The sequence below is a fragment of the Clostridium sp. E02 genome, assembly GCF_003833015.1.
Lineage (GTDB): Bacteria > Bacillota > Clostridia > Lachnospirales > Lachnospiraceae > Lacrimispora.
The window spans coordinates 23,531-30,196 of the sequence record NZ_RJLQ01000032.1; the positions used below are offsets into that span (position 1 = coordinate 23,531).

Consider the following 6,666-nt stretch of genomic DNA (forward strand, 5'->3'; position numbering starts at 1 on the left):
TTAGCATTATAAGCTTAAAATAATCTGAAACTCTATTTCAGCATATTTTAAGCCTAATATATTATAATTAACAAAAATATTGGATTGTATTTTAAGCAATCTCATCTTATAATAGCCTTTAATAAAGTAAGAAGGAGAACCTAAGCATGAAGGTACTAATTGTCGAAGATGAAAGAAGATTGGCGGAAGCATTGGTACAGATTATGAAAGAACAACGTTACCAAGCCGATGTTGTATACACTGGGACTGATGGCCTATATTTCGGTCTTTCAGGCGAATATGATGTCATTGTTTTAGATGTAATGCTTCCAGGACAAAACGGGTTCCAAGTGGTCCATAAACTAAGAGATGCCCACATTCAAACACCAGTTCTCATGCTTACAGCTCGGGAGGACATCAGAGACAAGGTAACCGGCCTTGACAATGGAGCAGATGACTATATGACAAAACCGTTTATCCCAGAAGAGCTTTTGGCCCGCATTCGAGCCCTCTCCCGTCGTCAAGGTGAGGTATTATTCGAAGAGATTAATTTTGGAGATTTAACCTTAAACTTATCTGTTAATGATTTGTGTTGTGGCTCTAAATCCATTCATTTGGGATACAAAGAATTTGAAGTAATGAAAATCCTTATGAACAATTCGGGGAAAATCATATCTAAGGATACTTTGATTACTAGGGTATGGGGCAATGATTCGGAAGCAGAAGACAATAACGTAGAAGCCTATATTTCATTTCTTCGGAAGAAGTTGAACTTTGTGGGGTCAAAAGTTGAAATTGCAACAATTCGTAAAGTTGGATACCACTTAGAGGTAACAATATGATTAAGAAGTTAAAACTGAAATTTATATTAATTAATATGACATTTGTTATAAGCATCTTGGGTGTGGTTATAGGTGTCTTTTACTACTCAAATGTAAACCGATTTAAGCGTGAAACAATCATGTCTCTCATGCAGTCCATCGATCATAACCGGATACCTCCAGCCCCAGATATAATAAGATTGGGCCGTAAACCAAAAGCAAACATTCCCCCCCTTACTCCTGTTTTTGTAGTGTATTTAAACAGGGATCAATCCATTAAAACAATCTATGAGCGCAACATTAGTGCAACCAAAGAATTAGCTACTACATTGATACAGTTAGTGGAAAACAAGGGTACCTCCCAAGGAATTCTTAAGGATTATTCCCTTCGTTATCTTAAAATTGATACGAAAGACGGAGCGAAAATTGGTTTTGCAGATTTAAGTTATGAATATAATAACTTAAAAACTCTTCTGATTAACTGCTTGTTGATTTTTTTCCTGGCAGTCATTCTTTTTTTGATTTTAAGCCTCTACCTTTCTCGTCTGGCACTAAAGCCAGTCGAAGCTGCGTGGAAACTGCAAAATCAATTTATTGCCGACGCATCCCATGAGTTAAAAACTCCACTTACCGTTATTTTAGCCAACTTGCAGATCCTCTTTTCTCACAGAGACTGTACCATCAAAGAACAAGAAAAATGGCTGATTAATACGAAGGTAGAAACCTCTCGAATGACACAACTGGTAGAAGAACTCCTTTTTCTGGCTCGTTCCGATGCCGGTATTGTCCAGACAGATCAGCGATTTAAAACCGCCTTAGATTTTAGCGATATCGTACTAAATGGTGTTCTTCTTTTTGAATCAGTTGCCTTTGAAAGCAAAATAAATTTAGAAAATAAGATTGAACCAAGTATAATCATAAATGGTTGTGAATCTCAGCTAAAACAGTTAGTTATCATCTTACTTGATAATGCATGTAAATATGCAGGAAAAGATGGTTCTGTTTCTGTTTGCTTAAAAAAATCTACCCACAGTGCAATTTTGAGCGTTTATAATACTGGAAATTATATCTCTTCTGATGAACAGAAGCACATCTTTGAGCGTTTTTACCGAACAGATCAATCACGCGTAAGAAAAGAAGGGGGATATGGATTAGGACTTTCAATTGCAAAGACGATTATCAACCGACACAAAGGAAAGATACACGTTACCAGTAGTTTAGAATCTGGAACTGTCTTCACTGTTAGCCTGCCACACGATTCACGTCAATCATATACCCTGTAAAAAAGAAAAGTCAGTTCACTGTGGATAAACTCACAATAAACTGACATTTCTTTTTGTGTAGTGAAACACAATCATGGAGAAAACAATCTGGCATCTTCCTATAATTATTTCGAATTCGGAATTTCCTGTTGCTCAATCTTCTTTCTTATCTTGAGCATCCGATCATCCGTCTGCGAAATCACCTCTGCACATTCTCTCAGTTCAACACTGATTTCCTCAGAATATTCCTGAACTTCTTTTTTATATTTAAGCTGATGATCAAGACTTGCCCAAAAATCCATGGCAATGGTACGTATCTGAACTTCTACCCGCATCCATTTTTTCTGGTCAGAGAAAAAAACTGGAATCTCTATAATCATATGATAGCTGCGGTAACCATTACACTTAGGATTGAGGATATAGTCTTTAATTGCAATAATATGGACATCGTCCTGTCGAGTCAGCATCTCTGCCACAGAGTAAATATCATCAAGAAAGGAGCAGATCACACGAATCCCTGCCACATCATCTAAGTTTTCCATCATGGATTCCAGTGAAACCGGAAGCCCTCTTCGGTTTAGTTTTTCTACAATACTCACCGGTTTTTTCACCCTGGATTTGACAAGTTCAATGGGGTTTCTGGAATTTCTTACAGAAAGCTCGTCATTTAACACTTCCAATTTTGTCTTAACTTCACGTATTGCACAAGTATACATCATCATTGCTTCCTGAAACTGATAGGCTTGTTTTAGAAGCGGATCTGGAACAGAAACCAGATTTGGAACATTCACAATTGACTGGTTTAATTCACTATTTGGATTCATATTCATCTTCATACTTATACCTCTAATGTAAAAACAACGTTAAATCGATTCCACTACATCAGCTGCCTCTTTAAGCCATGGTGCTTCCAGATACTCAACCAAGCCCGCATCCACAGCACCAGCAATCTTAGGATCAATGGGAATCTTAGCAAGTACTTTAATTCCATATTCTTTTGCCACTTCTTCCATGTGGCTCTCTCCAAATACGGATATCTTCTTTTCACAGTCCGGACAGATGAGATAACTCATGTTCTCTACCAGACCGAGAATGGGAATATTCATTTTCTTCGCCATATTCACAGCCTTGGCCACAATCATGGAAACTAGCTCCTGGGGAGAGGTTACAATAATAATACCATCTAAAGGCAATGACTGGAATACGGTTAATGGTACATCACCGGTTCCAGGAGGCATGTCCACAAACATATAATCTACATCTTCCCAAAGTGCTTCCTGCCAAAACTGTTTGACCGCTCCTGCAATAACTGGTCCTCTCCAGATAACAGGATCGGTTTCATGATCAAGAATCAAGTTAGATGACATGACTTCAATCCCAGTTGCACTGGTTGCAGGTATCATAAGGCCAGTTGGTGTCATTCCTACACCCAAATCAGTAAGGCCAAATGCTTTTGGAATAGAAGGCCCTGTGATATCCGCATCTAAAATGGCAGTCTTGTGTCCCTTTGCATTCATGGCTACCGCCATCATCGCAGTAACCAAAGACTTACCAACTCCTCCTTTTCCACTTACCACTCCAATTACTTTTTTAACGGTACTGGCAGGGTTTAACGGCTCTAAAAAGCTAGTCGGTTCATCCTCCCTGCTGCTACAGCTCTCTCCGCAAGTATTGCAATTATGAGTACAATTTTCTTCACTCATGTTTTACTCCTCCTATTGTTAAAACTTTTACCCGTTCTATGGTTTCACAACGCTATTCTGCAACTTTATTAAATTGCAGATATTTAAGATTATAGTATGAAAGAGGACTTCTGTCTATGGATTTTCTATAAACCAATGAAAATATAAACTAGATTTAGTAAGAAAGATCTGAAGAGGATTTTACGCCACTCAGATCTTTCTCTTGCTATTTTGTCCCAAAGGAACGTGCCTCTTTTATCGTTCGAAAAACCCCTATGGTCTCCATAGATTTAATCAACGAATAAAATATCATGGAATCAATCGGCCACATCACCAGATTTTTGACAATTCTTGCAGGAAGCATGATCATAAATCCCTTCCCATACAAAATTGACAAACATACGGTATTAAGAATAACATTGCAGATAAGCATAACAACAAACTTAGATACAAGAATCCTCTTTAACGTAATGTTTTTTTTGTAATACATGCATCCATATAATACCCCTGCTAAAATGGACACTAAGGTGAATCCGGGGAAAAATGCACCGGTAGGCTTCATTAAATACTTTAAAATATCAAGACAGCCAGAAAACAATCCTCCCATAACAGGTCCGAATAAATATGCTATGATACCGTTTGGTATCGAGGAAAATGTGACCTTGATATAACTCCCAAGATGGATTGAAAATACGTCAAGTATCATGGCGATTGCAGCAAACATTGCTGCAGTGGTAATCGTTCTTACAGATTTCACTTCTTTGTAAGAATCGGTGAACAAAGTGGCTAATTTTTTCATAAAAAATACCTCCTTTGCAGACCTCAAACTACAACCGGAGATAAAATTCCTATCTTCTGATGCAGCGGGATGCGACTCGTGTACCGCAAGAAAATCTTTTCGTCCAGTTGACAACTCCCTGTTCAGCCGGCACTTAACGCACACAAGTCTACTCTGCTATTCTTCAATTTTTGTAATGCAATCAGTATAACACAGACTGCATGGAAATCAAGTATTTTTTAAGACACAATTAAATTTTCCATACTGCGATGAACCAGAACTGCAATCAGAATTCCCATGGTGATCCCTGCTAATACATCAGTCGGAAAGTGTACAAACAGATATAAGCGGGAAAATGCGATCAATGTGGCTAGTAAAAAGAACCAGATTCCCCATTTACGATGAAAAAGCCAAATACTTACAGATCCCTCAAAAGCTGCCAGAGAATGCCCCGAAGGGAACGAATAATCCCTGGGGTTCGGGATCAGAAGTAGTATCTGATTGTCAATCCAGCACGGTCTTTGCCTCGCAATCATGTTTTTAAGCACCACATTACCAAGTAAAAGGCCTATCCCCAATGATAGTAGCAAACAGATCCCCATCTTCCTGGTTCTTTTGTAACACAGAAAGACAATCCCAATTAAAATCCATATAAACCCATGATCCCCCAGATAGGTAATATACTGCATAAAAACATCTAGCCATGGAGCATGGACAGACTGCAGAAAATACAGAATTTTAAATTCTATGCCACCAAACATTCGTAATCTCCTTTTGAATGATTCCATTCGTATTATAATTTTAAATTTTACTATGAAAAACATTTGACAAGTGGTGTAATTGAGTTTAGGATAAACTTTAGTTGAATTTCGACAAAATTTGCAGGAGGCTATTATGAATTACATCAGACAATTCAGCATAATTGTATTTATATCCTTGGTTGGAGAAATCATACACCTGATTCTTCCCCTTCCGGTTCCTGCCAGCATCTATGGCTTAATCCTTATGCTGTTGGGGTTAAAAACAAAATCAATTCCTTTAGAAGCAGTAGAACAAGCAAGTGACTTTTTATTAGAAATCATGCCCTTAATGTTCATTCCGGCAGCTGTGGGGCTTTTGGATTCCTGGGGCATCCTTCGTCCCATTCTTATCCCTTTTCTGGTAATCACTACATTTTCTACGGTCATTGTTATGATAGTGACAGGAAAAGTTACTCAATTTTTTATTCAGTCCGGCAAAAAGAAGAAAGGCATAAAGCAATGAATCATACAATCGGCGATTTTTTATTTTTCGGAGCAGCTATCAGCCTGATCGGCTATGAAGTAGGAATCCGACTAAAAAGAAAATTCAAATTAGCTATTTTAAACCCATTATTGGTTTCAATTATAATTGTTATGATTGTTCTATCTTTATTAAAGATTGATTATAAAATTTATAACGACAGCGCAAAGTACATCAGTTATCTCCTGACACCAGCAACCATCTGTCTTGCAATTCCACTTTACCGTCAATTTGATCTACTTAAACTACATTCTAAAGCAATCATAGCCGGTACCTTGACCGGTGTACTTACTACCATGAGTACCGTTTTATTACTGGCATTGGTTTTTGGCCTTAATCATCAGGAATATGTTACGTTTTTGCCTAAATCCATTACAACAGCAATTGCCATGGGTATATCGGAGGAAATGAAAGGCTTTGTCACAATTACAGTTGCCAGTATTATCGTTACCGGAATTCTTGGTAGTATCATTGCAGAAACAGTTTGCAAAGTTTTCAAAATCACGGAACCAGTTGCCATTGGGATTGCCATTGGTTCTGCATCTCATGCAGTTGGTACCACCAAAGCCATGGAAATCGGTGAAATTGAAGGTGCAATGAGTAGCCTTGCCATTGCTACATCTGGACTTTGTACTGTAGTATTTGCGTCTATTTTTGCTAATTTTCTATAAGAAGCAAAAAACTTGTCTAAACCTACTAAAAAGCAGCTGCAGATCTCTGCAGCTGTTTTTTATGATTGTATGGCAGTCTTTTAATAAACCACCTGCTATGCAGGTGTGACCACAGCAGCTTTAGCTTCAGGTAAAAAACCTCCAGTGATATAATAGTGTTGGTTCGCAGCCACACAAGCACATCAAAGGAGG

8 protein-coding genes and 1 riboswitch are annotated in these 6,666 nt (G+C 38.0%); of the genes, 4 read left to right on the top strand and 4 right to left on the bottom strand.

Annotated elements, in window-relative coordinates; genetic code table 11:
* The first annotated feature begins 146 nt into the window (after positions 1-146).
* Both EFT72_RS17950 and EFT72_RS17955 read left to right on the top strand, forming a co-directional pair.
* On the top strand, positions 147-821 hold the full coding sequence (locus EFT72_RS17950; RefSeq protein ID WP_124068292.1) for a response regulator transcription factor: 675 nt from the start codon (positions 147-149) through the stop codon (positions 819-821).
* The gene (locus EFT72_RS17955) at positions 818-2,083 is read left to right on the top strand and encodes a HAMP domain-containing sensor histidine kinase (RefSeq protein WP_124068293.1); all 1,266 of its coding nucleotides are present in this window, start codon (positions 818-820) and stop codon (positions 2,081-2,083) included. Before EFT72_RS17950 ends, EFT72_RS17955 begins: the two co-directional genes overlap by 4 nt.
* A 104-nt stretch (positions 2,084-2,187) precedes the next feature.
* Here the strand turns inward: EFT72_RS17955 and EFT72_RS17960 are convergent, their stop codons facing one another.
* The 4 genes from EFT72_RS17960 to EFT72_RS17975 all read right to left on the bottom strand — a co-directional run bounded on the left by EFT72_RS17960 (position 2,188) and on the right by EFT72_RS17975 (position 5,283).
* A complete protein-coding gene (locus EFT72_RS17960) occupies positions 2,188-2,898 on the bottom strand; it encodes a GTP pyrophosphokinase family protein (protein WP_124068294.1) in 711 nt (236 codons plus the stop codon).
* 27 nt (positions 2,899-2,925) lie between these two features.
* Complete coding sequence (locus EFT72_RS17965) at positions 2,926-3,765, bottom strand: Mrp/NBP35 family ATP-binding protein (protein ID WP_124068295.1); 840 nt, start codon at positions 3,763-3,765, stop codon at positions 2,926-2,928.
* Positions 3,766-3,970: 205 nt separating this feature from the next.
* The gene (locus EFT72_RS17970) at positions 3,971-4,543 is read right to left on the bottom strand and encodes a folate family ECF transporter S component (protein WP_124068296.1); all 573 of its coding nucleotides are present in this window, start codon (positions 4,541-4,543) and stop codon (positions 3,971-3,973) included.
* A 60-nt stretch (positions 4,544-4,603) separates the two neighbouring features.
* A riboswitch (THF riboswitch) is annotated at positions 4,604-4,701 on the bottom strand.
* A 60-nt stretch (positions 4,702-4,761) separates the two neighbouring features.
* Positions 4,762-5,283, bottom strand: a complete 522-nt coding sequence (locus tag EFT72_RS17975; RefSeq protein ID WP_124068297.1) for a phosphatase PAP2 family protein — start codon at positions 5,281-5,283, stop codon at positions 4,762-4,764.
* A 133-nt stretch (positions 5,284-5,416) separates the two neighbouring features.
* Here EFT72_RS17975 and EFT72_RS17980 point away from each other — a divergent pair, with 133 nt between their 5' ends.
* Positions 5,417-5,785, top strand: coding sequence for a CidA/LrgA family protein (locus EFT72_RS17980; RefSeq protein WP_124068298.1), 369 nt, complete (start codon positions 5,417-5,419; stop codon positions 5,783-5,785).
* The gene (locus tag EFT72_RS17985) at positions 5,782-6,474 is read left to right on the top strand and encodes an LrgB family protein (RefSeq protein ID WP_124068299.1); all 693 of its coding nucleotides are present in this window, start codon (positions 5,782-5,784) and stop codon (positions 6,472-6,474) included. The genes EFT72_RS17980 and EFT72_RS17985 overlap by 4 nt, the downstream gene beginning before the upstream one ends.
* Positions 6,475-6,666 lie beyond the last annotated feature (192 nt).